The organism is Nocardia thraciensis, from assembly GCF_054782435.1.
Genome location: NZ_BAAGSM010000018.1, coordinates 405,327 through 429,630, shown reverse-complemented (window position 1 = coordinate 429,630; position 24,304 = coordinate 405,327). Strand labels below are relative to the sequence as shown.

22 protein-coding genes, 1 tRNA gene and 1 other RNA gene are annotated in these 24,304 nt (G+C 67.5%); 11 read left to right on the top strand and 13 right to left on the bottom strand.

Features of this window, described 5'->3' with window-relative positions:
- Positions 1-167: 167 nt before the first annotated feature.
- From ACYVLQ_RS11370 to ACYVLQ_RS11355, 4 genes are read left to right on the top strand one after another with little or no spacing between them, the layout of a single operon-like run.
- Entirely contained in the window at positions 168-974 is an 807-nt protein-coding gene (locus ACYVLQ_RS11370) for an ABC transporter permease (protein ID WP_460697356.1), read from the top strand.
- Positions 947-1,726, top strand: coding sequence for an ABC transporter ATP-binding protein (locus ACYVLQ_RS11365; RefSeq protein ID WP_460697355.1), 780 nt, complete (start codon positions 947-949; stop codon positions 1,724-1,726). The genes ACYVLQ_RS11370 and ACYVLQ_RS11365 overlap by 28 nt, the downstream gene beginning before the upstream one ends.
- Positions 1,723-2,724: an ABC transporter substrate-binding protein gene (locus ACYVLQ_RS11360; protein WP_460697354.1), complete on the top strand. Its 1,002-nt coding sequence runs from the start codon at positions 1,723-1,725 to the stop codon at positions 2,722-2,724. The genes ACYVLQ_RS11365 and ACYVLQ_RS11360 overlap by 4 nt, the downstream gene beginning before the upstream one ends.
- Before the next feature lie 29 nt (positions 2,725-2,753).
- Complete coding sequence (locus tag ACYVLQ_RS11355) at positions 2,754-3,902, top strand: LLM class flavin-dependent oxidoreductase (RefSeq protein WP_460697353.1); 1,149 nt, start codon at positions 2,754-2,756, stop codon at positions 3,900-3,902.
- A gap of 115 nt (positions 3,903-4,017) precedes the next feature.
- On the opposite strand, the gene ACYVLQ_RS11350 is transcribed toward ACYVLQ_RS11355, so the two are convergent.
- Positions 4,018-4,593 carry an HhH-GPD-type base excision DNA repair protein gene (locus ACYVLQ_RS11350; protein ID WP_460697454.1) on the bottom strand — a complete coding sequence of 192 codons (576 nt, stop codon included), beginning with the start codon at positions 4,591-4,593 and terminating at the stop codon, positions 4,018-4,020.
- Between the two features lie 184 nt (positions 4,594-4,777).
- Between ACYVLQ_RS11350 and ACYVLQ_RS11345 the strand changes: the two genes are divergently transcribed.
- Positions 4,778-5,596, top strand: coding sequence for a methyltransferase domain-containing protein (locus ACYVLQ_RS11345; protein ID WP_460697352.1), 819 nt, complete (start codon positions 4,778-4,780; stop codon positions 5,594-5,596).
- Between the two features lie 131 nt (positions 5,597-5,727).
- Here the strand turns inward: ACYVLQ_RS11345 and ACYVLQ_RS11340 are convergent, their stop codons facing one another.
- Positions 5,728-7,014: an aminotransferase class I/II-fold pyridoxal phosphate-dependent enzyme gene (locus ACYVLQ_RS11340; RefSeq protein ID WP_460697351.1), complete on the bottom strand. Its 1,287-nt coding sequence runs from the start codon at positions 7,012-7,014 to the stop codon at positions 5,728-5,730.
- Between the two features lie 143 nt (positions 7,015-7,157).
- Positions 7,158-7,252: signal recognition particle sRNA small type (gene ffs, locus ACYVLQ_RS11335), an RNA gene on the bottom strand.
- Between the two features lie 171 nt (positions 7,253-7,423).
- Between ffs and ACYVLQ_RS11330 the strand changes: the two genes are divergently transcribed.
- Positions 7,424-8,473: a hypothetical protein gene (locus ACYVLQ_RS11330; RefSeq protein WP_460697350.1), complete on the top strand. Its 1,050-nt coding sequence runs from the start codon at positions 7,424-7,426 to the stop codon at positions 8,471-8,473.
- Positions 8,474-8,599: 126 nt separating this feature from the next.
- Here the strand turns inward: ACYVLQ_RS11330 and ACYVLQ_RS11325 are convergent, their stop codons facing one another.
- The 5 genes from ACYVLQ_RS11325 to ACYVLQ_RS11305 form a co-directional block, all read right to left on the bottom strand.
- Positions 8,600-9,178, bottom strand: coding sequence for a ComF family protein (locus ACYVLQ_RS11325; RefSeq protein ID WP_460697349.1), 579 nt, complete (start codon positions 9,176-9,178; stop codon positions 8,600-8,602).
- Positions 9,179-9,345: 167 nt separating this feature from the next.
- Positions 9,346-10,338 (bottom strand): DNA-processing protein DprA, encoded by a 993-nt coding sequence (locus tag ACYVLQ_RS11320; RefSeq protein WP_460697348.1) that lies wholly within the window; start codon positions 10,336-10,338, stop codon positions 9,346-9,348.
- Positions 10,339-10,480: 142 nt separating this feature from the next.
- Positions 10,481-10,569 (bottom strand) — tRNA-Ser (locus tag ACYVLQ_RS11315).
- Entirely contained in the window at positions 10,555-11,187 is a 633-nt protein-coding gene (locus tag ACYVLQ_RS11310) for a TIGR03086 family metal-binding protein (protein WP_460697347.1), read from the bottom strand. Before ACYVLQ_RS11310 ends, ACYVLQ_RS11315 begins: the two co-directional genes overlap by 15 nt.
- A gap of 213 nt (positions 11,188-11,400) precedes the next feature.
- Positions 11,401-12,888 (bottom strand): WS/DGAT domain-containing protein, encoded by a 1,488-nt coding sequence (locus tag ACYVLQ_RS11305; RefSeq protein ID WP_460697346.1) that lies wholly within the window; start codon positions 12,886-12,888, stop codon positions 11,401-11,403.
- Positions 12,889-13,017: 129 nt separating this feature from the next.
- Here ACYVLQ_RS11305 and qcrB point away from each other — a divergent pair, with 129 nt between their 5' ends.
- Entirely contained in the window at positions 13,018-14,640 is a 1,623-nt protein-coding gene (qcrB, locus tag ACYVLQ_RS11300; RefSeq protein ID WP_460697345.1) for a cytochrome bc1 complex cytochrome b subunit, read from the top strand.
- Between the two features lie 72 nt (positions 14,641-14,712).
- Here the strand turns inward: qcrB and ACYVLQ_RS11295 are convergent, their stop codons facing one another.
- A complete protein-coding gene (locus ACYVLQ_RS11295) occupies positions 14,713-14,967 on the bottom strand; it encodes a DUF397 domain-containing protein (protein ID WP_460697344.1) in 255 nt (84 codons plus the stop codon).
- Positions 14,968-15,319: 352 nt separating this feature from the next.
- On the opposite strand from ACYVLQ_RS11295, the gene ACYVLQ_RS11290 reads away from it, so the two are divergent.
- From ACYVLQ_RS11290 to ACYVLQ_RS11280, 3 genes are read left to right on the top strand one after another with little or no spacing between them, the layout of a single operon-like run.
- Positions 15,320-15,790, top strand: a complete 471-nt coding sequence (locus ACYVLQ_RS11290) for a DUF309 domain-containing protein (RefSeq protein WP_460697343.1) — start codon at positions 15,320-15,322, stop codon at positions 15,788-15,790.
- Positions 15,791-15,818: 28 nt separating this feature from the next.
- Entirely contained in the window at positions 15,819-16,775 is a 957-nt protein-coding gene (gene gluQRS / locus ACYVLQ_RS11285; RefSeq protein ID WP_460697342.1) for a tRNA glutamyl-Q(34) synthetase GluQRS, read from the top strand.
- A 44-nt stretch (positions 16,776-16,819) separates the two neighbouring features.
- A complete protein-coding gene (locus ACYVLQ_RS11280; protein WP_460697341.1) occupies positions 16,820-17,596 on the top strand; it encodes an RDD family protein in 777 nt (258 codons plus the stop codon).
- A gap of 84 nt (positions 17,597-17,680) precedes the next feature.
- On the opposite strand, the gene ACYVLQ_RS11275 is transcribed toward ACYVLQ_RS11280, so the two are convergent.
- Positions 17,681-18,259 carry a DUF4190 domain-containing protein gene (locus ACYVLQ_RS11275; protein ID WP_460697340.1) on the bottom strand — a complete coding sequence of 193 codons (579 nt, stop codon included), beginning with the start codon at positions 18,257-18,259 and terminating at the stop codon, positions 17,681-17,683.
- A gap of 49 nt (positions 18,260-18,308) precedes the next feature.
- Between ACYVLQ_RS11275 and ACYVLQ_RS11270 the strand changes: the two genes are divergently transcribed.
- Positions 18,309-19,082, top strand: coding sequence for a queuosine precursor transporter (locus ACYVLQ_RS11270; protein WP_460697339.1), 774 nt, complete (start codon positions 18,309-18,311; stop codon positions 19,080-19,082).
- A 152-nt stretch (positions 19,083-19,234) separates the two neighbouring features.
- On the opposite strand, the gene tgt is transcribed toward ACYVLQ_RS11270, so the two are convergent.
- The 3 genes from tgt to ACYVLQ_RS11255 all read right to left on the bottom strand — a co-directional run bounded on the left by tgt (position 19,235) and on the right by ACYVLQ_RS11255 (position 24,263).
- A complete protein-coding gene (gene tgt, locus ACYVLQ_RS11265) occupies positions 19,235-20,512 on the bottom strand; it encodes a tRNA guanosine(34) transglycosylase Tgt (protein ID WP_460697338.1) in 1,278 nt (425 codons plus the stop codon).
- 74 nt (positions 20,513-20,586) lie between these two features.
- A complete protein-coding gene (locus tag ACYVLQ_RS11260; RefSeq protein ID WP_460697337.1) occupies positions 20,587-22,533 on the bottom strand; it encodes an ABC transporter ATP-binding protein in 1,947 nt (648 codons plus the stop codon).
- Entirely contained in the window at positions 22,530-24,263 is a 1,734-nt protein-coding gene (locus ACYVLQ_RS11255) for an ABC transporter ATP-binding protein (protein WP_460697336.1), read from the bottom strand. Before ACYVLQ_RS11255 ends, ACYVLQ_RS11260 begins: the two co-directional genes overlap by 4 nt.
- Positions 24,264-24,304: the final 41 nt, after the last annotated feature.

Here is a 24,304-nt window from a genome sequence, read left to right as displayed (position 1 = left end):
GGCAGCGACTGGCCGCAAGTCTCAGGGAACTCACAGCGACCTGTCAGGCGTAAGAACCAGGCAGATTTCAACCGGTGACCCGGCGCTGCGGGGCGGGCACCATCGGAACCTGGGCTGCCGACCGCTCGGCACCGCCGACACAGTCCACCACTGCATGAGGTTTTCGCTTGTCTTCACTCGCCCTGCGGTCGACGCCCGTCCGACTACCGCGACTGTTCCACGCGCGCTGGGTGCGCCTGGTCAGCCCGGTGCTGCTCATCGCGCTCTGGCAACTGGCCAGCGTCACCGGTGTCCTGCCGGAACGGCTGCTGGCCGCACCGACCGCCGTGGTCGACACCGCCATCGAACTCGTCCGCGACGGCACACTGCCGCAGGCGATCTCGGTGTCGCTACAGCGCGCGGCGATCGGGTTCGCCATCGGCGCGGCGATCGGCATCGGGCTGGCCGTGCTCGCCGGGCTCAGCCTGCTCGGCGAGTACATCGTGGATCCGCCGATGCAGATGTTGCGGACGCTGCCGTTCTACGGTCTGATCCCGCTGTTCATCCTCTGGTTCGGCATCGGCGAGCTGCCGAAGATCGTACTGGTGGCCTTCGGCGTCGCCATCCCGCTGTACCTCAACACCTTCGCCGGAATCCGCGGCGTGGACGGCAAACTCGCCGAGGTCGCGCGGGTGCAGCAGCTGTCCAGGCTCGGGACCATCGGGCATATCGTGCTGCCCGGCGCGCTCCCCCAGACCCTGGTCGGCCTGCGGCAGTCGCTCGGCGTGGCCTGGCTCGCGCTCATCGTCGCCGAACAGGTCAATGCCGATGCGGGCCTGGGCTTTCTGATCAACGACGCGCGCGAATTCCTGCGCACGGATGTCATCGTCGTCGGGCTCCTCGTCTACAGCGTGCTGGGCCTGCTCACGGATGCCGTTGTGCGGCTGATCGAAAGGAGGGCGCTCGCATGGCGACGCGGATTCTTGGGGAACTGACACGAGCCGACGAGGACATCTACCTGGACGGGCCCGACTTCGGCGTCGCCCGAATTCGCAAGCTGACCAAGGCTTTCGGCGAACGCACCGTCCTCGATGACATCAACCTCGACATCGCCCGCGGCGAGTTCGTCGCCCTGCTCGGCCGCAGCGGCACCGGCAAGTCGACGCTGTTGCGCGCGCTGGCCGGACTCGATCGCGACCACGCCGGAGAGCTGACGGTCTCCGGCGATGTCGCCGTCGCCTTCCAGGAACCCCGCCTGGTGCCGTGGAAACGCGTGCACGCCAACGTGACCCTGGGCCTGCGGCGCCGCGACCCGAGGGCGGCCGCGCGCGACGCGCTCGCCGAGGTCGGGCTGGCCGAGCGCGCCGACGCCTGGCCGCTGACCCTGTCCGGCGGCGAGGCACAGCGCGCATCACTGGCCCGGGCGCTGGTCCGCGACCCGGACCTGCTGCTGCTCGACGAACCGTTCAGCGCCCTGGACGCACTGACCCGCATCACGATTCACGCCCTCGTACTCGAGTTGTGGCAGCGGCATCGGCCCGGCGTGCTGCTGGTGACACATGACGTCGACGAGGCGCTGCTGCTGGCAGACAGGGCCCTGGTGCTGGCCGACGGCGACATCGCCGACGAGATCCGCATCGATATGCCCCGCCCGCGCCGCCGCGACGACCCCCGCTTCGCCGCGCTGCGACAGCAACTGCTCACCCGACTCGGGGTGGCCGCCGAAGGAACAGAAGGAACAGCATGATCACCCGCCGCCTCTTCGCCGCCGTAGCCCTCACCGCCGTGGTCGCGACCGCTTGCGGCACCGACGACGGCAAGGACGCGGCGATCCGCCCCGACGGCACCGTCGACCTGGCACAGGTGACGCTGCGCGTCGGCGACCAGAAGGGCACCGCGCTGCAGGCGCTGCTGGAATCCTCCGGTGAACTGCGGTCGGTGCCGTACAAGATCGAATGGTCGCAGTACACCGCGGGTGTGCCGATGCTGGAGGCGATCAATTCCGGCGCAGTCGATTTCGGCGGGGTCGGCAACTCGCCACCGGTATTCGCCGCGGCCGCCAAGTCCTCGATCAAGATCGTCACGGGCTACTACGCGGGCGTCGCCGGGCAGGCGGTCGTGGTGCCCAAGGACTCACCGTTGCGTAGCCCGGGTGACTTGCGCGGCAAGAAGATCGCGGTGACCAAGGGCAGTTCGGCGCATCACCAACTGCTGACGGTACTGACCCGGAACGGGCTGTCGTTCAACGATATTCAGCCGCAATACCTTCAGCCCGCCGATGCGCTCGCCGCGCTCAGCACCGGCCGCGTGGACGCCTGGGCCATCTGGGATCCCTACACCGCCCAGGCACAGCAGCAGGCGAACGCGCGAATCCTGGTCGACGGCGACGGTTACGTCAACGGCGATTCCTTCTACGTCGCGGGGAACAAGGCGCTCGACAGCAAGTCGCGGTCCGCAGCGCTGCGCGACCTGATCGCCCGGATCCAGCGGGCGCACACGTGGGTGAACGAGCACCCTGAGCAGTGGGCGCAGATCTTCGCGCAGCAGACCGGCCTGCCCCCCGATGTGGCGCTGCTCTCGGTGAACCGCAACAAGTATCGCGACCATCCGCTCGACGACGCGACCATCGACGGCGAACAGCAGGTCGCCGACGCCTTTTCCGAGGCCGGGCTGATTCCGCGCGAGGTACGGATCCGCGACTACGTCGACACCCGCTTCAACGACCTCTTCCCCGCCTCCTCCTGAACCATGGCCTCCTGAAGGGAGCAGTTCGAATGACCTTGTCCTTCCACTGGTTTCTGCCGACCTACGGCGATTCCCGCAACCTGGTAGCGGGCGGCCACGGCACCGCGATGGCGGGAGGTCGGCCCGCGTCACTGCGCTACCTGAACCAGATCTCCGGCGCCGCAGAGGAAAACGGCTTCGAGGCCGTCCTCACGCCGACCGGCCTGTGGTGCGAGGACGCCTGGCTGACCACGGCCATGCTCACGGAAACGACTGAGACGCTGAAGTTTCTGGTGGCATTCCGGCCGGGGCTGATCAGCCCGACGCTGGCCGCGCAGATGGCGGGCACCTTCCAGCGGCACTCACGGGGCAGGCTGCTGCTGAACGTCGTGACCGGCGGCGAACCCCACGAGCAGCAGGCCTTCGGCGACTTCCTGGACAAGGACGAGCGCTACCGGCGCACCGGGGAATTTCTGCACGTGGTGCGCGAGCTGTGGCAGTCCCACGAGCCGGTCACCTTCGAGGGCAAGCACATTCACGTCCACAACGCGCTGCTGAACAATCGCCCCGACCCGATCCCGCCGATCTTCTTCGGCGGTTCCTCGCAGGCGGCCGGTCCGGTGGCGGCGCAGTACGCCGACACCTACCTCACCTGGGGCGAGCCGCTGTTCGCGGTGAGCAAGAAGCTGGAGTGGATCCGCCGCCTGGCCGTAGACCAGGGCCGCAAGCTCAGCTACGGCCTGCGTATCCACGTCATCTCCCGCGATACCTCCGAGCAGGCCTGGGCCGAGGCCGACCGGCTGCTGGAGGCGGTCGACCCGGCCGATATCGCACGGGTGCAGGAGAGTCTGGCCCGCAGCGAGTCCGAGGGACAGCGCCGCATGCTCGACCTGCACGGCGGTTCCACCGAGCGCCTGGAGGTCGCCCCGAACCTGTGGGCGGGCGTGGGCCTGGTCCGCGGCGGCGCGGGCACGGCGCTGGTCGGCTCGCACGAGGAGGTCGCCGAGCGGCTGGTCGAATACTCCCGCCTGGGCATCGACCACTTCATCCTCTCCGGCTACCCGCACGTGGAGGAGGCGTACTGGTTCGGCGAGGGCGTCCTGCCCATCCTGCGCCGAAAGGGCCTGTGGAAGCACCCGTCCCAACGCGAAACCGCCCCGCTGGCAACACCTTTCGCCTCAGCGGCAAGCAGCAGCTAGCGGGTACGGGATTCCGGCCGAAAGCATGCCGGCAATGACAGGGTGAATACGGCATGCGGCTGTCGGGCAGAGACTGGGCCGCCCGCTCGGCTGTAGGACGGAGACGAGCGCTCGCTCAGCCCTTTTTCGCTGCTGCCTTTGCCTGCTTCTTGAATTCCCTTACCTGGGAGAGGGATTCGGCGTCGGTGACGTCGGCTACCGAGCGGTGGGAGCCCTCGTCGCCGTATGCTCCGGCGGCCTCGCGCCAGCCCGCGAGTTGCACGCCGCGTTGTTTGCCCAGTAGCGCCAGGAAGATCCGGGCCTTCTGGTCGCCGAAGCCGGGCAGGGCCTCGAGGCGTTTCAGCACCTCCTTGCCGTCCGGGTCGCCCTCGGTCCACAGGTTCTCGACCTTGCCGTCGTAGTTCTCGACGACGAAGCGGGCCAGCTCCTGCACGCGGCGCGCCATCGATCGCCCGTAGCGGTGGATGGCGGGCGGCGTGGCGCCCAGTTCCTCGAACTCCTCCGGATCCGCCTCGGCGATCCGGCGGATATCGAATCCGCCCATCCGGTCGGCCAGCTTCTGCGGCCCGCGGAACGCGTGTTCCATCGGGAACTGCTGATCCAGCAGCATCCCCGTCAGCAGCGCGAAGTTGTCGGTCGACAGCAGTTTGTCCGCCTCCGGGTCCTGCGCGAGGCACAGCTTTCGGCTCACCATGGGACCGATCATCCCATCCCGCTCGGGTGACCGGCGACGCGCCGGGCAACCCGGGGTCCAGTGGCGTATCTCACATGCGTACCGACCCGTAGCTTTTCCCCGCGCATAGAGTGTCGGCATGCCCGACACTCTGGCTACACCCACAGTGGCAACGGTGCCGACAGATAGAACGGCTACGCACATGGCGCCTTCACACAGCACCTCCGGTCTGCGCCCGGACCGTTTCGATCGAGACGGTCAGGACCAGCTCATCGACGTCCGCGATCTACAGGCGGCGCTTCCCGGAATCCGGCGACTGCGGTATTGGGCCCACGAGGCCCTGGCGGCACGGCCCGGCGAGAGCGCGGTCGATATCGGATCCGGCAGTGGTTCCGAAGTCCTGGCCTTCGCCGAGGCCGTCGGCCCGGACGGCACCGCGGTCGGCGTGGAACCCGATCCCGATCTCCTCGCCGCCGCCGAACGCCGCGCGAGCCAGGCCGGATCGGCGGCCCGGTTCCTGCCCGGCGACGCCTACAACCTGCCGCTGAGCAGCGACAGCTTCGATGTCGCCCTGTGCGAGCGGGTATTCCAGCACCTGACCGCACCGCAGCGCGCCGTCGCCGAAATCGCGCGCGTGCTGCGCCCGGGCGGGCGGGTCGTGGTGATGGACAGCGACTGGGGCACGGCCATCGTGCACCCCGGCGACCGGCACGTGGTGCACCAGGTGATCGAGACCCTGATCAGCAGCACCACCGATCCGTTCGCGGGCCGTCGTCTGCCCGGGCTGCTCACCCGGGCCGGTCTGGAGATCGATGACTTCGGCTCGCACGCGCTGGTCCAGGAACACAGTGTCGGCGCCGGTGCGCTGGTCGCGCGGGTCTCCGCGATGGCGGTGGCGCGCGGGGCCATCACGGAAGCTCAGCGCGAACAGTTGCTGGCCGATCTGGAGGATGGCGCCCGGTCCGGGGATATTCACCTGTCGGTCACGATCTTCGCGGTACTCGCCCACAAGCCGGAATAGTCCGCAGTCGCCGCCGTGAACGTGGGCGACCCAGCCGCCGGCCTCACCGTCATTTCCGGCACGCTTTCGGCCGGAATCCCCCTGTGGTCCCTTCCAAAAGCACGCAGGGACCACAGGGGGAACGCGCGGACCTACTTGTCCAGATACTTCTCCGTGGCCGCCAGCAGCACGCAGGTTGCCAGCCCGTTCATCGCGGCATCCAGGTCGGCCAGCGACGGGAAGCTGGGGGCGATGCGAATATTCTTGTCCTCCGGGTCCTTTCCGTACGGGAAGGCCGAACCCGCCGGGGTGAGCGCGATTCCGGCCTCCTTGGCCAGCGCGACCACCCGGGCCGCGGTGCCCTCCAGCACATCCAGGCTGATGAAGTAGCCGCCCTTGGGCTCGGTCCAGGAGGCGACCTTGGAGGCGCCCAGCCGCTCCTCCAAGATCCGCAGCACCAGCTTGAATTTCGGCTCCAGGATGGCGCGGTGCTTCTGCATGTGCGTGCGCACGCCCTCGGCGTCGCCGAAGAACCGCAGGTGCCGCAGCTGGTTCACCTTGTCGGGGCCGATGCTCTTCTTCGACAGGTGCTTCAGGTACCACTCCAGGTTGGCCGTGGACCCCCCGAGGAAGCTGACTCCCGAACCGGCGAAGGTGATCTTCGACGTCGAGGCGAATACGAAGGGACGGTGGGGATTACCGGCGGCGGCCGCCATCCCGAGCACGTCCAGCACCGGGGCGGCGGTATCGGTCAGCGGGTGCACGGCATAGGCGTTGTCCCAGAACAACCGGAACTCCGGCGCCGCGGCGGGCATCGAAACAAGTTCGCGCGCAACGTCTTCGGAGAAGGTGACGCCGGTGGGGTTGGAATAGTTGGGGACCGCCCACAGGCCCTTGATCCGCGGATCGGCGGCCACCAGCTCGGCGATCGCGCGCATGTCCGGGCCGTCGTGGTTCATCGCGATCGGAATCATCTCGATCCCGAGCGATTCGGTGATGGCGAAGTGCCGGTCGTAACCGGGTGCCGGACAGAGGAACTTGATCGGTTCGTCGGCCCAGCGACGGGGCGAGTCGGCCGTGCCGTGCAGCATCGCGAAGGCGATGACGTCGTGCATCAGCTCCAGGCTGGCGTTGTTACCGGCCAGCAGATTCTCCACGGGAATGCCGAGCAGTTCGCCGAAGATGGCCCGCAGCTCCGGAAGTCCGTGCAGCCCACCGTAATTGCGGCAATCGGTGCCGGAACCGTCGCGGAAGTCGTCGGCGCCGGGGAGGGTGAGCAGCTCGGTGGACAGGTCGAGCTGCTCGGGGGAGGGCTTGCCCCGGGTGATGTCCAGCGTGAGCTTCTCGGTCTTCAATTTGCCGTACTCCGCGGTCTGCGTCTCGTGTTCGGACACGAGTTCCGCGTGGCTCATCAAACCGATCTGCGTTTGCCGGGGCATCCTGAGCAGCCTTTCAAGCAGCGAGGTACAGGTTTGCGGACCGGGTGCTCATGGCCGCCGGTCCAGCCGACCACGTTACCTTCCGGACAAGCCGGGCTGCATGGCAGTTTCGGATCTCGCCCGTCATCCCCATCGGGGCGGAAATAAGGGGACCCCGCGCACCCGGCAGAGCCCGTTGACCCTTGCTGCCTTCCGGCCCTGGGGGAGTTCACAGGATGCACGCCGCGCGGGATCCATGGGCCAGTGTAGCGACCGGGTCCGAATCCGCCGCATCGGGCCCCGGCAGCGCGCCTGACCACCGCGGACACGGTGCCCCCACAACTGACTGGCGACGTTCACCGCCCGAATGGCTACGATCTGTGCGACATTTTCGAAGGGGGCTTCCGCGCCACGACCGGAGGAATGAGCAGTGACAGGCACCAACCCACCGCACGACCGGGAGCAGCCGGACCAAGGCGGGCAACCCAACGAGACCGTGCAGTGGTGGTCGACACCGCCTGCATACACGAACCCCGAGACCCCGGTCACGGGCACCGAACCCACGGTGCTCGGCGGCGGTCAGCAGGGCCCGGTGACCGGGACCGATCCGACCGTGCTGGGCGCCGGCTTCGACAGCTATCTCGGCACGTCGCAACCGCCGCCGAGCCAGCCGCAGTACGGGCAGCAGAGTCAACCGCAATATCAGCAGAGCGCACCGCAGTATCCGCAACAGGCCCAGCCACAGGGTGGATATCCGCCGCCGCCGTACGGCAACGCGCCCTACGGGCAGCAGCAGTATCCGGGGCAGCCGTATCCGCCGAAGAAGGGCAGCGCGGCCCCGTGGATCATCGGCGGCGTCGTCGGGCTCGTGGTGATCATCGGCGCGGTGGTCGGCATCGTGGCGCTGGCCGGCCGGGACAGCGGCGGCGATGGCGGCAGCGTGGCCGGCACGGGCAGCAAGGTCGACGGCAACTATTCGATGGCCAACGTCACCGATGCCTGCGCGCTGGTCGACACCACCGTGCTGCGCAAGTGGGCGCCGACTCCCGACGGCACCCCCGAGCACACCGAACGCCAGCCCGCCAGCGCTCTCAGCGGCGGCTCGCTGGAGTGCCGCGCCTCCTACACCGGGGCCGGGAAGTACGGCGACGACGGCTCCGACCTGACCTTCGAGGTCGACTTCCAGTCCGAGTACAGCACCCCCGACTTCAACAGCTGGAAGGACTACGACACCCAGACCACCGGCAGCGGCCGCTCGTCCGGGATCATCACCGGCCTCGGCCAGGACGCCTACTACGCCATCTACGAGCAGAGCTATTCGAGTTTCGTCTCCCTCGACTACACCTGCGCGGTCCTGGACTCCAACCTCTCGGCCAAGGTGAAGTTCTCCATCGACACCCCCACCGCCACCAACAAGGACGACGTGGGAACGGCCTGCAAGGACCAACTCAAGAAGGCCCTCACGGCCCTGCACAAGTAGCCGCCGCAGGCGGCGATGGCCGGGGCGAGATCGACAGCGTGGATCTCGCCCCGCCCTTCGGGCGCGATCAGCCGAATCCACGGCTCACAAACAGTCGGCGCGGTCATGTGCCGTACCGGCCGTGTGTCAAGGGCATTGCCCTCCGGTCACCGGACAGCGATACGGATCGTAATCGGCAGTCAGCCGAGACTGAATGAAGGCACGAGCGCCGGTACGGTCCGGATCCAGCCAGCGACCCACGACCATGATGCTCACTGCGCTTGCCCCGGCTGTCCACAACGCCATAGCTGCAGACTGTGCACTAGCTCCGGATGTCCAGGTGTCGTCGAGGACGAGGACATGCCGTCCGCGGACGGCCTGCGGCGATCGAACGCGGAAACGCTCACCGTCTGGATGCCTGTCGTCCGCCCGCCTCACCGTAGAGAGCATTGGCGGGCCGGAGACGGCGTTGATCCGTCGTGCGATATCTGTGAACGGATGGACGCCGAGGCGTCCCTTCGACGAGGGCACGGTCACGCGAGAGGAAACCGGTTCGCCGACCACGACCTCGAGACATCGCTCATGCAGCGCGAGGCCCGCGTAGAGCACGCCCAGGACCGTGCGCGCATATCGTTCCCGCGCTCGGGCGTCCACGTTGTCCTTGTATTGGCGTAGCACGGCACCGGTCTGTCGTCCGGCGATCCCATAGATCAGGGGAGCGACCACAGTCGCGGCTCCCGGAAGGGCGGAGTGCCCGTGGCAGCGAAAGCACAGTTTGTAACCCTCGCTCGTCGGCCGGGCACATACCTGACAGGTAACAAATAGCTCTTTGACGGTATTGCGGAGGTACGCCCCGGCGGCTTGGACGAGCAGATCGATCGGATCGGCTGCGCTCAAACGCGACCCCGTGAATCCAGACGTGAAGGGAGCGTCGGCGCGGCGTCGTCAGTGGTGATCAGTCCTTCGACAAGCTCCATCATCTCGGAAATGCCCGATGCCACATGGACACCGGGGCGGCGAGCCAACTCGCGCCCCCAAGCGGTCGCATTCACCACCAGATCGGTCAGGATGACGGGGCGACCATGATTCAGGGACAGCCGAGCCTGGATCCGGGAGCCACTGTGCTCGCCGGCCTCGACGACTACGGATGCCACGCCGAGTCCCGACATCGTCGCGTTCCGCATCGGGAAGTTGTGTTTCTGTGGCGACGTCCCGGGGAGGAACTGCGAAACCAGGGCTCCAGCCTCGGCGACCCGAGCATGCAAGGCTCGGTTCGCCGCGGGATACACCTGATCGATGCCCGTACCGATGACACCGACCGGGCGTCCACCCGCCGCTATGGCTGCAGCGTGGGCCGCCGCGTCGATACCGGCCGCCAATCCGGACAGTATGGTGATTCCCCGCTCGGCCAAGCCGCTGGCCACAGCGTCGGCTATCGCAAGACCGCGATCGGTCGCGGCCCGCGAGCCGACCACGGACACCCCAACCTCCTCCGCGAGTAGCTTTCCGCGGACGAACAGGATCGGCGGTAACTGATGGATAGTCCGGAGGCCGACCGGATAATCGGGATCGAGTACTGTCAGGACGTCGAAATTCCCTGTGCGCCAGCCATCGAGCATCGCAGCGGCCTGATCGAGCGGACTCGGCTCGGCCCCGATACCATCCAGCTGCGGCGGATGAAGATCGTTCCAAATTTCGACCGCCGACCCCCGCACCACGATCTCCGATGCCAGTGCCGACCAACTCATCCCGCTCGGGCGCTCGGCCAGCAGAGCCAGCAGGGCGATCCGCTCGTCATCCCTGCCATCGGTCATGCCCGACAGCGTAGAGCCGGGCGGACGAACCTGCCCAGTCGCCAGCTTCTGCTCGAGATTCTCGGTGGTCACAGCCCCTCCGCACAGCATCCGAACTTGTGTTCGAGCCTACCTGAGTTGGCCTCGACGGCTATGAGCCCACGCCATCGACCCTGTCGACAGAATTCGAAACCCCGCCGCCCAGATTTTCTGAGTAGTCCGGGCGGCGGGGTCGTGGCGGAGGATGCGGGATTCGAACCCGCGAGGGCTGTTAACCCAACCCGCGTTCCAGGCGAGCGCCATAGGCCACTAGGCGAATCCTCCGCGGAGGAGCATACCGGCCACCGGCCGTCGAGAACAAAGCGGGCTCTGTCCCGGGTTCCGGCTAGGCGGGGTGACCGCGCTCCAGTGTGGGTCGCGGCCGGTGATGGCGACGATGCGGTCGATCATCGGGGCGTCGGCGGGGGTTTCGACGGCCGGGCTCCAGAGGGCGGGGATCTGGGCGGCGGGGACGAAGACGGTGACATGGTCGAGGCAGGACCGCAGGGTTTCGTCCGGCATCCAGAACGTGCGGCCGAGCGCGACCGCGAGGTCCCAGCCGTGTACGACCAGTTCGGTGAGGGCGATTCGGCCCCAGGTCTCGTTCGGCAGTCGCAGGTCGGCCGGGCCGCCGGCGCCCTCCCATGCCTCGGGATCCGCCCACGCCTCGCCCAGTTCCCACACCTGAGCGGCGACCTTGTGAATATCGGCCGTGCGCACGACGGGCTCATTCGACGGCTGCTTGCGGGCGATTCCGCTGAATCCGTGGGAGAACTCGGCACAGTGGTGGATGAGATCGGCGACGGAGTACTCGGCGCAGGGTGTCGGGTGCTCGACCTGCTCGCCGGAGACGCTCTCCAGCAGGTCGACCACGGTGTGGCAGGCCGGTTTCAGGTCGATCACGACGTTCCTCCAGAGCGGTTCGACCCAGGCGCGCGCGGCACGCCCTCGAGAGTGTGGACCCGCGAACCGACCGGAACTCATCGGTGCCGCAGCCCGACTGGAGTTGACATGGCCGCCGACGCGAAGAACCGAGGGAGCGGGCGCGCACCGGCCGTGCGACCCGCTGCGGTCCACCGCCTCGCCGCCTGGGTATGCGCATGGTCGTACCTCGTCCTACTCGGCGCCCGGTTTCACAGCGTCCAGCACCTCGGTGAGCGCGTTATCCAGTAGGTCGGCGTAGGTATCGATATCGGGGATCACCGCCGGGTCGGCGTGGACCGAGACGGTCACCGTGCCGCCCAGGCCGTGGACGCCGTGGGTCAGGTGCATGACGGCGCCGAGGGCCGGGAAGCCCGCTGTGCAGCGGACCCCGCCGCCGCCGAAGGTCAGATCGGCGGGACCGCGGTTCACGCTCGAGACCACGGTGTGGCCGCCGAGGGCGTCGGGGACCTGATCCATCGGATAGGTGGCGACGTCGCGGCGCAGCACCGGCGCCGGAAGGACGGCGGTGACGCGATCCTGCGCCCGGAGCAGCGGATGGCCCGCCCGGGCCCGGCGGAGTTCGAGGTCCGCGGCGATGCGCTGGGCGCGGCGACGCAGATCCCGTTCCGCGCCGTGCAACTCGATGCCGAGGTCTCGATAGTTGTTGCGCGGACGGCCGTTTCGCTCCGGAAGTGCCATCGAGACCTGGGCGGCCAGGTCGGCCGCGGGCTCGCCGCGCGCCGCGAGGTAGCGCGTCAGCGCCGAGGCGACGGCGGTCAGAACCACCACGGTGACGGTGGAGCCGGGGATCCGGAGGTCGTCACGAACCAGCAGGCGCACCGCGTGCGACTTCGGAGCGGGCGGGCGATTCAGCAGCGTAGGAGGGAAACTCGGCGCGGGCGGTGGTACCTCCCCGCGCTCGGTCCGCTCGGCAAGCTCCCGCCGTGCCCGCTCGGCCGCGAACCCGCGAATCACGGTCCGGCCCAGCCGGACCGGAAAAGTGAGCAGCGAAACCAACTCGGCCACAGGCGGCTGGGCCGTCAGGTGCCGTAGATTCCGGCCAAAAGCGCGCCGGAATGACTGGCGAGGGATCACACGCCGGAATGACCGGGGAGAAATGGTGCGTCGGAAGGACGGCGGGCGCGCTCGCGGTACCGCGGCCTCGGGGGCAATACGTGGTCGAGTCTTGTCATCCGTCCGTTGATCGCCCGTGCGGGGGCGCTCGGTGAACAGTGCGCGGGCTATGGCGGCCGCTCGCTGGCCGTCGGCGAGTGCGTGTGAGATCTGCAGTACGGTGAGCAGGGCGGGAGCGTCGCCGCCGGGGGCGCCACGTACACCGCGGAACACGTGGAGGCGCCACGCCTGCTGGTCTGCCCGAAGGCCGTGCGGTAGCAAGTCCCCCAGTGCGGCAACGACATTCGGCCAGGTGGGTTCGGTGAGGTCGTGCTCGATCACCTGGTCGTCGGTGAATCCGCGGGGCTCCCACACCGGGTAGGCGAAACGCCGTTCCCGCACCCGGACAGACAGATCCGCGATACCCGCACTCCGTTCCGCGACGGCCGCGCGGAGGTCCGCGGACGAGCCCCCGGCGTCGTCGAAGCAGTACAGCAGGAACAGGTCATTGCAGGTGCGACGCGACAGCCAGTACCGCGTGGCGTCCTGAGGCGTCAGCGTCTCCACACGTCGACGATAGGAGTCTCGGTCGGCCTGACCGGACACCGGTTCGCCCAAACCCCTCGATCACCCAGCCCGGAAGTGCTACCGTCTGTAGTAGAAGATCAACCGTTCCTCCCGGGTGGGGTGACTGCCATGGCAGTTCGAGAAGGCGCCGCCGGCCGCAGGCTTGCCGGGCAAGCCGATTCCGCCGATGAGCGATATCAAGCGGCCAAATTCGTCAAGCGGTCCATCAACAAGGTCTTCCCGACCCACTGGTCGTTCCTGCTCGGCGAGATCGCGCTGTACAGCTTCATCATCCTGCTGATATCGGGCATCTACCTGAGCCTGTTCTTCGACCCGTCGATGACCGAGGTCGTCTACGACGGCGAGTTCCAGCCGCTGCGCGGGGTGACTATGTCGCGCGCCTACGAGTCGGCGCTGCAGATCACCTTCGATGTGCGCGGCGGCCTGTTCGTGCGGCAGGTACACCATTGGGCCGCACTGCTTTTCGCCGCCTCCATGATCGTGCACATGTGCCGCACCTTCTTCACCGGCGCCTTCCGCCGCCCGCGCGAAGCGAACTGGGTGATCGGCTCGCTGCTGCTGATCCTGGCGATGTTCGAGGGCTTCTTCGGCTACTCGCTGCCCGACGACCTGCTCTCGGGCACCGGCCTGCGCGCCGCGTTCTCCGGTATCACCATGGGCATGCCGGTGATCGGCACCTGGCTGCACTGGCTGATGTTCGGCGGCGACTTCCCCGGCGACATCATCATTCCGCGCCTGTTCATCGCGCACGTCCTGCTGCTGCCCGGCATCATGCTGGCACTGATCGCTGCGCATATCGCGCTGGTCTGGTATCAGAAGCACACGCAGTACCCGGGCCCGGCGCGCACCGAGAAGAACGTGATCGGCGCGCGCATCGTGCCGGTGTTCTCCCTCGATCAGACGGCGTTCTTCATGTTCACCCTGGGCGTGCTGGCAATGATGGGCGGCGTCCTGCAGATCAATCCGATCTGGAATCTGGGCCCCTACAACCCTTCTCAGGTCTCCGCCGGTACCCAGCCCGACTTCTACATGATGTGGACCGACGGGTTCCTGCGCCTGTTCCCGGCGTGGGAGGGCTACATCTTCGGCCACACCATCCCCGGCTCGCTCTCGATCGCCCTGCTGATGCCGTTGATCTTCGGGCTCATGACGGCCTACCCGTGGATCGAGAAGCGCCTCACCAAGGACTACGCGCACCACAATCTGCTGCAGCGCCCGCGCGACGTGCCGGTGCGCACCGCGATCGGCGCCATGTCGCTGACGTTCTACGTGATCCTCACCCTGGCCTGCGTCAACGACATCATCGCGTTCCAGTTCGACATCTCGCTGAACGCCACGACCTGGTTCTTCCGCATCGCCCTGCTGTTCGGACCGCCGCTGGCCTATTTCCTGGCCTACCGGATGTGCATCGCCCTGCAGCGCAGCGACCGCGCGGTACTCGAGCACGGCATCGAGACCGGAATCGTGCGGCGCCTGCCGCACGGGGAGTACATCGAGATCCATCAGCCGCTGGGCCCGGTGGACGAGCACGGTCACCTGGTCCCGCTGCCGTACCAGGGCGCCCCGGTACCGAAGAAGTTGAACAAGCTCGGTCTGTCCGGCCGTCCCGGCAGCGGCAGCTTCCTGCGCCCGGACCCGGCGGGCCAGAGGGAACAGCTGCGCGTCACCGAGCGCGAGCAGGAGCACGAGCAGCTGAGGGTGCTGCGCCGATATCAGGAGAACGGGGACTGACCGGGCGCACCATCGCGAAGGCCCCGAGTCGCGTCGACCCGGGGCCCGATTCTGCCTGGTTCGGGGCGCCGATCAGGCACGCCCGAACTCCCCCGCGCTCACATCCGTGACAAAGGCGTCCCACTCGCCAGAGGTGAATGCCAACATCGGACCATGTCCACGGTCCTTGGTGTCGCGAACTGCGACATTGCCCTCGACTAGAAACGCAACCTCTACGCAGTTTCCGTCGGGGCCACTATGTGTGCTCTTACGCCACACGGCACCGGTCGAATCAACCTTCACGGCACTAGCTCCTTTGCTGCGTCGAGAACTGAAAAACCCTGGCATCGATTCTGCTTACAGCGGGAAACCGCTCTGTCCAGATCCCGCGATGCGCCTGGTGGTAGCGCGCAATTTTGCGTTGTGCAGGGCTCGCACTGCACATCCGCAGAGTGGATCTTGCGGGGGGCGACCCCGACGTGCACATTAGCAGGTTCCCGCAATGAAGCGGAGTTGTCTTTTCAATTTCAATCATGCGTTCAGGGTTCTACTTTGTACGAATTCTGGGTAGCGGAATAATTGCCACTCGGCGCCGAGTCCAGGTTTGGCAAACATACGAAACCGTCGAGATTTCCGCACGGTCGTACGACCATGCCCCACCGGATAATCCGCGGTCCCGCGCACCGTGGATCATGGAGTTGTGGTGGAACGCGATCGAGACGATGTCGGACGTGCCCGAAATGCCCGCCCCCGTGACCGATTCGGGCGCCCGCTGCCGCCCGGAAGCGTCGGTGTGGAGCGCATACCGGACGATCTCGACCTGCCGCCGGAGGAGACCCTCGCGTACGCGCAGCGCCTGCTCGACGACGGTCTGGCCTTCTACGCCCACGAAGTCCTCGAGGCGGCATGGAAGAACGGACCGTTCGCGGAGCGGATGCTGTGGCAGGGTCTGGCGCAGTACGCGGTCGGGCTCACCCACATCCAGCGCGGCAACAAGAAGGGTGCTCGGACGCTGCTGGAGCGCGCGGCGGGCCGGTTGACCACGGCCGGTCCGGCCCCGTACGGCATCGACGGCCCTGGTCTGGTGGCCCATGCCGAGAGCCTGCTGGCGGATCTGGACGCCGACCGTCCGATTCCGGAGACCCGACTGCGTCCCCGTCTACGGGGCTGAATAGGAATCATCCCTACGATGGGGCATCGTGCCCTCCGATGCGCAGGTCTGCGCCCCGTCGTCGACCAGCGGGTCCCGCGGAGCCGGGCGGTTCGCCCCCAGCCCCTCCGGGGATCTACACCTGGGCAACCTGCGGACCGCCGTTCTGGCCTGGGTGTTCGCCCGATGGACCGGCCGCGCCTTCTATCTCCGCGTCGAAGACCTCGATCGCGTCCGCCCCGGCGCCGAGGAACGGCAGTTGGCCGATCTGACGGCGCTGGGCCTGGAGTGGGACCCCCCGGTGATCCGGCAGTCGCAATGCCGGGATCGACACCTCGCCGCCATCGACACCCTCACCGCGGCCGGTTTGACCTACGAATGCTATTGCACGCGAAGGGAAATCCAGCAGGCGGCGGCCGCCCCGCACGGCCCGATGGGCGCCTACCCGGGAACATGTCGCGACCTCACAGCGGCCGAGCGCACCGCGCGGCGCGCCGAGGGCAGGCCCGCGGCGCTGCGATTGCTTTCACAGACAACGGAATTCGAGGTCGTGGACGAAATCCACGGCCGATTCCGGGGTGTGGTGGACGATCTGGTGCTGCGCCGCGGCGACGGGACGCCCGCCTACAACCTCGCCGTGGTGGTCGACGATGCCGCCCAGGGCATCGATCAGGTGGTGCGCGGCGACGACCTGCTCCCGTCGACCCCGCGGCAGGCGTATCTGGCCACGCTGCTCGGGCTCGCCATCCCGCGATACGCGCATGTTCCCCTGGTGCTCAACAGCGAAGGCAAACGACTGGCCAAACGCGACGGCGCGGTCACCCTGGCCGATCGCAGGGCGCTCGGCGAGACACCGCGGCAGGTAATCGCCCTGCTGATGGACTCCCTCGGCTACTCCGCGGCGGACCCCCGCGCTCTGCTCGATTTGTTCGATCCCGGCACGTTGCCGCGCGAGCCGTGGACACTCGATCCCGACAACGTGGTGAAATTCAGTGGGAATCCGTAACGTACGCAGCAGTCCCAAGCCACAACCATTAACGAGGACGATAGATGACTAGCGGTGGGTACGACCCCAACCAGTTTCCGCAAGGCGGACAGCCGTATCCCCAGGGCGGCGGCCAGCCTTATCCGCAGGGCGGTAGCCAGCAGTTTCCACAGGGCGGGCAGCAGTATCCCCAGGGCGGCCAGCCGCAGCCGGGCCCGTACGGCCAGCCGCAGTACGGGCAGCAGTACCCGCAGGGCGGACAGCCTCAGGGTGGTCAGCCGCCCTACGGGCAGCAGGAGCCGTACCCCCAGCAGCCCTACGGCCAGCAGCCGTACGGTCAGCAGCCGTACGGTCAGCAGCCGTACGGCCAGCCCTACGGCGGGCCGCCGCAGTTCGGGACTCCCGCGAACGTTCCGCCCGGGGCAGTCCCCGGTGATCTGGGTATCCGGTTCGGCGCGCGCCTGATCGACGGCCTGATCATCGGCATTCCGCTCGCGGTCATCATGGCCGTCCTCGGCAACAGCCTGTGGGTGCAGCTCCTCGGCGGCATCGTCGGCGCTCTCATCTACGTCGGCTACTACGTGGCGATGGAGACCTCGCAGGGCGCGACGCTCGGCAAGAAGGTGCTCGGGCTGCGCGTGCTGGCGCCGGGCGGCGGACAGCTGGACGCGGGCACCTCGTTCAAGCGCAACGCCTGGTACCTCGCGGGCATCATCCCCTGCCTGGGCTTCCTGATCGAGCTGGGTCTGGTGATCTACATCGCGGTGACGATCTCCCAGGACCAGAACAAGCAGGGCTGGCACGACAAGTTCGCCGGCGGTACCCAGGTCATCAAGGGCTGATCCGGCCCGCCGCGGGCAATAGCCACGGCAAAAGGCAAGGGGCGCACCCGATTACGGGTGCGCCCCTTGTTGGTCTCGTAGGTGTCAGCTGGAGATCGCGATATTGACCACGACCCAGATGATCTGCAGCACGATGGCCGCGGCGCCGACCCAGATACCGGCCTGCGCCAGTCCGCGCCCCTCGCCGCCGCGCTCCTTGATCTGGTTCAGCGCGATGATGCCGAGCACGATCCCGACGATCGCGCCGATGCAGGTGCACAGGCCCAGGATGGAGGCGATCAGTGAACCGATCGCCAGGCCGTTGGTGCCCTGCGCCTGCTGCTGGGGATAGCCGTAGGGCTGGTAGGCACCGCCGGGCGGATAAGCGGGCTGACCATAGGGGTTCGGCTGGCCGTACTGGCCGGGCTGGCCGTACGGCTGTTGCTGGCCGTAGGGCTGCTGGCCGTACTGCTGTTGCGGTTGCTGCGGATAGCTCGGATACGACTGCTGCGCCTGCCCGCCCTGCGGGTACTGCTGCTGAGGCGGCGGCGTCCCCGGCGGTTGCTGCTGCGGACCCGAGGGCGGCCCCGAAGGCGGCACCTGCGCGTGTCCACCGGACTCGGAAGAGACGCCCTCACCGCCGTACTGCTTCCACCATTCGTCGGAATCGCCGGGATTCGTCATTGACACAGCCTATTCCACCGGGGCCGCGGCCCGGTATCGTCGTCACCTCGTGAGTACTACAACGCATTCCGGGGAGATAGACGAGTCTGGGCGCCCCGCGGCCGAACACGCAGCGTTCGCGCAGGCCGCGGGGGGTCCGTTCACGCTGATCGTGACGCTGTTCACGGCTACCCTGATGATTTCCAACATCTGCGCCACCAAGGGTGTGCAGTTCTTCGCCGACCAGCACCTGTCGCTGGGACCGATCGAGATCCTGCCGATCACCCTCGACGGCGCCTTCTTCCTGTTCCCGCTCGCCTACGTCATCGGCGATGTGCTGAGCGAGGTCTACGGTTTTCGCGCCGCGCGGCGCGCCATCTACTACGGCTTCGGCATGCTGCTGCTGATGGTGGGTTGCTTCTGGATCGCCATCGGACTGCCCGCGGCGGGTTTCTACGAACACCAGGACGCGTTCCGCACCGTGGTCGGCACGACCTGGCAGCTGGTCGCCGCAGGGCTCGCCGGATACGTCGTCGGCCAGTTCCTGAACTCGACGACGTTGATGCTGATCAAGGAGCGCACCAAGGAAAAGCACCTGTGGGCGCGGCTGCTGGGTTCCACCGTCGCGGGCGAATTCGGCGACACCCTGGTGTTCTGCTCGATCGCCGCGACCGCTATCGGCATCTCCACGTGGGGTGCGTTCTTCAACTACGTGATCGTCGGCTTCGTCTGGAAGACGCTGGTGGAGGTCCTGATTCTCCCGGTCAGCTACCGGGTGATCGCACTGCTGAAGAAGCATGAGCCGACGTACCAACCCTTGGATCGCCCGGCGCTCCGCAGCTGATTCCGGCCAAAAGCATGCCGGAATGACGAGGCGGCACGGGGCGTGGCGGAATGACGAGGTGGCACAGGGCGTGGCGGAATGACGAGGTGGCACAGGGCGTGGCGGGATGACGAGGTCACGCCGGGACGAAGTCGCGCTGGGGGAACGACTGCCTAATTATGGGGTTTGATGCGGCCCTGCCAGCGGGCTAGCGTCTCCGTTTTGAATTCGTCGAAATAGCCGCCGTCGATGCTGGCGCGGATGCGGTCCACGAGGCGAACGGTGAAGTGTTCGTTGTGGATCGTGCACAGCGTGGCCGCCAGCATCTCCTTGGCCTTGAACAGGTGGTGGAGGTAGGCGCGGGTGTAGTGCGCGCAGGTGTAGCAGTCGCAGGTCTCGTCGATCGGGGTGAAGTCGCGGCGGAACCGGCTGGTGTTGATATTGAACCGGCCCGCGTCGACGTAGATAGCCGCATTGCGCGCGACCCGGGACGGGTTGACGCAGTCGAAGGTGTCCGCGCCGTTCTCCACCGCGACGAACAGGTCCTCGGGCTCGCTGATCCCCAGCAGGTGACGCGGCTTGTCCTCGGGCAGTTCGTCGCTGCACCAGCCGACGATGGTGCCCAGGTTCTGCTTCTCGAGCGCGCCGCCGATCCCGTACCCGTCGAATTCGGTTCCCGCGCCGCCGCGCATCGCCCGCAGTCCGCTGCAGGCCTTGCGGCGCAGATCCTCGTACTGCGCGCCCTGGATCACCGCGAACAGCGCCTGATACGGCCGGTGGGCGCGCTCGGCGGTCAGCCGCTCGTGCTCATTGATGCAGCGCTGTGCCCACTCGTGGGTGCGCTGCAGCGACTTCTCTTGATAGCCACGGGTATTCAGCAGCGTGGTCAGCTCGTCGAAGGCGAACATGATGTCGGCGCCGAGCCGGTGCTGGATGCCCATGGAGATCTCCGGGGTGAACCGGTGTTTGGATCCGTCCAGATGTGAGCGGAAGGTGACGCCGTCGTCGTCGACGACCGCCAGCCGCTCCTTGCCCTCGGCGATCACGTCGTCGTTCTGCACGCCGACGGCCTCCATCGCCAGCACCTTCTTGAAGCCGACGCCCAGCGACATCACCTGGAAGCCGCCGGAGTCGGTGAAGGTCGGCCCCGGCCAGTTCATGAACTTGCTCAGCCCACCGGCCTCGTCCACGATGTCGGAGCCCGGCTGCAGGTAGAGGTGGTAGGCGTTGGCCAGCAGCGCCTGCGCGCCGAGTTCCTTCATCGTCTCGGGCAGCACCGCCTTCACCGTCGCCTTGGTCCCGACGGGAATGAACGCGGGGGTCGCGATGGCGCCGTGCGGAGTGCTGATCACGCCGGACCTGCCGTGCCGCCCCTCCAGACGGTTACCGACGGCGAACGAGAAGGAGGAAGGATCAGACACCCAGCCATATTGCCAGCACCCGCGAGACATCCAGCGCCCACCTGCCGACACGGCCCACCAGCACCCTCTTTATCCCGGCATGCTTTTGCGGCCGGGATGCGCACCTACACGGCGTCGACCGCTTCCTCGTCGACCGCATCCTGATCTACCGCGGCCCCCGCGAACTGGGCGTTGTAGAGCTTGCGATACGCGCCGCGGCGGGCGAGCAGCTCGTCGTGGGTGCCGTGCTCGACGATGTGGCCCCGCTCCATGACCACGATGGTGTCGGCGTCGCGGATGGTCGAGAGCCGGTGTGCGATGACGAAGCTGGTGCGGTCGCGGCGCAGGGCCGCCATGGCCTGCTGGACCAGCAGTTCGGTGCGAGTGTCGACCGAGCTGGTCGCCTCGTCGAGGATCAGGATCGACGGCTTGGCCAGGAAGGCGCGGGCGATCGTGATGAGCTGCTTCTCCCCGGCGCTCACCCCCGAGCCCTCTTCGTCGATCACCGTGTCGTATCCGTCGGGCAGCGAGTGCACGAAGCGGTCGACGTAGGCGTCGCGCGCGGCGGCGACGATGTCCTCCTCGCTCGCCGTGGTGTTGCCGTAGGCGATGTTCTCGCGGATGGTGCCGCCGAACAGCCAGGTGTCCTGCAGCACCATGCCGATGCGCGAGCGCAGGTGGTCGCGGGTGATGCGGGTGATGTCGACGCCGTCGATGCTGATCACGCCGGAGTCCAGCTCGTAGAAACGCTCCAGCAGATTCACCAGGGTGGTCTTGCCCGCGCCGGTCGGGCCGACGATGGCCACCACGTGGCCGGGCTCGGCGACCAGCGACAGGTCCTCGATCACCGGCTTGTCCGGCTCGTACCGGAACGACACCGACTCGAACTCCACCCGGCCGCGGTCCACCGGCCGCGAATCCTCGACCGCGGGATCCGGGACCTGCTCCTCGGCGTCGAGGATCTCGAAGACGCGCTCGGCGGAGGCGACCCCGGACTGCAGCAGGTTGATCATCGAGCCGATCTGCGTCAGCGGCTGGCTGAACTGACGCGAGTACTGGATGAACGCCTGCACCTCGCCCAGCGACAGGCTGCCCGAGGCCACCTGCAGCCCGCCGACCACCGCGATCAGCACGTAGTTCAGGTTTCCGATGAACATCATCACCGGCATGATCAGGCCGGAGATGAACTGCGCGCGGAAGCTGGCCTCGTAGAGCTTGTCGTTGCGCTTGTCGAATTCCTCGCCGACCTCGCGAACGCGGCCGAAGGCGGTGACGATCTCGTGGCCGGTGTAGGCCTCCTCGACCTGCGCGTTCACCAGGCCGGTGTATTTCCACTGGTTGGCGAAGTGCGGCTTGGAGCGCTTGGCGATCTGCGCGGTGACGACTATCGCCGCCGGGACCGTGAGCAGCGCGATCAGCGCCAGCAGCGGCGAGATCCAGAACATCATGCCCAGGATGCCGAGCACCGACAGCACCGAGATGAGCAGCTGGCTCATGGTCTGGTTCAGGCTCTGCGCGATGTTGTCGACGTCGTTGGTGACCCGGGAGAGCAGGTCGCCGCGCGGGGTGGAGTCGAAGTAGCTCAGCGGCAGGCGGTGGATCTTGTCCTCGATATCGCTGCGCAGCCGCTTCACCGTGCGGTTGATCACGAGGTTCAGCAGGAACGCCTGCAACCAGGTGAAGACCGCCGCCGCCACATACAGCCCGAGCACCAGCAGCAGCACGCGGCCCACCGCGTCGAAATCGACTCCCGCTCCGGGGATTACGTTCATGCCGCCGAGCATGTCGGCGAGCTTGTCCTGGCCCTGCCCGCGCAGCGCCTCGACCGCCTGGTCCTTGGTCAGGCCCGAGGGCAGCTGCTGGCCGATCACGCCGTCGAAAATCAGGTTGGTGGCCTTGCCCAGCAGCTGCGGGCCGAGCGTATTCAGCACGACCGCGGTCACCGCCAGCACGAGAATCGCGAGGAGATACACCCGTTCGGGCGCCAAGCGGCGCAGCAGGCGCTGCAACGAGGGACCGAACGACTTGGCCTTGGTATCCGGCGCACCGGGATTGGGCATCCCGGGCCTCATCGGACATCCTCCACACTGAGCTGGGATTGCACGATCTCCCGATACTCCTCGCAGTCGCGGAGCAACTGGTCGTGCGTGCCGACCCCGACCATCGCGCCGTCCTCCAGTACCACGATCTGGTCGGCGTCGCGGACCGTCGAAATCCGTTGTGCCACAGTAATGACCGCAGCCTCGGCGGTTACCGGCCGCAGGGCGTCGCGGACCCGGCCGTCGGTGGCGACGTCGAGGGCGGAGAAGCAGTCGTCGAACAGGTAGATCTTGGGGCGCTTCACCACCGCGCGCGCGATCGCGAGCCGCTGACGCTGACCGCCGGACACGGTCGTACCGCCCTGTGCGACAGGCGTTTCCAGGCCCTGCGGCATCTCCCGCACGAAGTCGGCGGCCTGCGCGATCTCCAAGGCCCGCCACAGCTGCGCGTTGGTGGCGTCCGGATTGCCGTAGCGCAGATTGGAGGCGACGGTGCCGGAGAACAGGTATGCCCGCTGCGGCACCAGGCCGATCTGGGAGCGCAGCAGATCGAGATCGATGTGGCGCACGTCGGTGCCGCCGACGTAGACCGCGCCGTCGGTAACGTCGATCAGCCGCGGTATCAGGTTGATCAGCGTGGTCTTGCCGGAGCCGGTGGAACCCACGATCGCGGTGGTCTGCCCCGGATCCACCCGGAACCGGATCGCCCGCAGCACGGGCTCGTCCGCGCCCGGGAACTTGAACTCGGCGAACTGCAGGTCCACCGAGCCCGGATCGGATTTGAACGGCTGCGGCAGCGGCGGCGGGGTCACCGACGATTCGGTGTCGAGCACCTCGCCGATGCGCTCGGCCGACACCGCCGCGCGCGGGGCCATCATGGCCAGGAACGAGGCCATCATGACCGCCATCAGGATCTGCATGATGTAGGCCAGCATCGCCGTCAGCGATCCGATCTGCATCTCCCCCGAGTTGATGGCGTGGCCGCCGAACCAGATCACCGCCACGGTGGTGAGATTGCTGATCAGCATCACGGCCGGGAACATCAGCGCCATCAGCCGCCCGACGTACAGCGAGGCCTCGGTCAGCTCGGAATTCGCGACGCCGAAGCGCCAGGTCTCCTGCCGCTCCCGCACGAACGCCCGCACCACGCGGATGCCGGTGATCTGTTCGCGCAGAACGCGATTGACCGCATCGATGCGCTCCTGCATGCGCCGGAAGCCCGGCACCATGCGGGAGATGATGGCCGCCATGGTCAGCGCCAGCGCCGGTACCGCGATCAGCAGCAGCCAGGACAGGCCCAGGTCCTGCCGCACCGCCATGACGATGCCGCCGACGCACATGATCGGCGCCATCACCAGGATGGTCGCGCTCATCACGATCAGCAGCTGTACCTGCTGCACGTCGTTGGTGTTGCGGGTGATCAGCGACGGAGCGCCGAACAGGCCCACCTCGCGCGCGGAGAAGGTACCGACCCGGTGCAGCAGCGCCGCGCGCATATCGCGGCCCGCGCCCATCGCCGCCTGCGCGCCGAGGTAGACCGAGAAGGCCGAGGCGAGGATCTGCACGCCGGTGACCAGCAGCATCCACAGGCCGGTGGTCCAGATGTAGCCGATATCGCCCTTGGTGACGCCGTTGTCGATGATGTCGGCATTCAGGCTGGGTAGATACAGCATCGCGATCACCGAGATCAGCTGCAGCACGACCACCCCGGCCAGTTGGGAGCGGTAGGGGCTCATGAAGCTGCGCAGCAGTCCGATCAACATGATGCGTGCAGGCTACCGCCTCCCGCCGACGCGTGCCGCCA